We start from the raw sequence: 293 nt of genomic DNA, 5'->3' as shown, positions 1-293 counted from the left end.
GTTCGTATAGCGCGGGTGACGGGGATGGATGTCGCACGTCGGACAGTCGAGATCGCCGACGGCGGGGCTGTTGACCTGCTCGAATACGACACTCTCCTGTATGCGCTCGGCAGTACTGCCGCCGACCACGGCGTTCCTGGCGTCGCTGAGCACGCTTTCCATGTGGCCGCACGGCCGTCGGCGTTGCGCCTGCGTGCCCGTCTTGCGGAGCTGGGCGAGGGCGGGAAGGTGTTGGTGGTCGGTGGCAATCTCACTGCTATCGAGGCGGCCACCGAGATCGCGGAGGCTCACCC

The 293-nt window shown here is 66.9% G+C and carries 1 protein-coding gene; it reads left to right on the top strand.

Annotation, left to right across the window (positions count from 1 at the left end):
• Nucleotides 1-24: 24 nt before the first annotated feature.
• On the top strand, nucleotides 25-293 hold a 269-nt coding region (locus GV790_RS29810; RefSeq protein WP_256673616.1), incomplete at its 3' end, for an FAD-dependent oxidoreductase.

Source organism: Nocardia cyriacigeorgica (genome assembly GCF_010858045.1).
Lineage (GTDB): Bacteria > Actinomycetota > Actinomycetes > Mycobacteriales > Mycobacteriaceae > Nocardia > Nocardia cyriacigeorgica_E.
The sequence above is the reverse complement of the archived record's forward strand: the minus strand, read 5'-3'. Positions and strand labels throughout refer to the sequence as shown.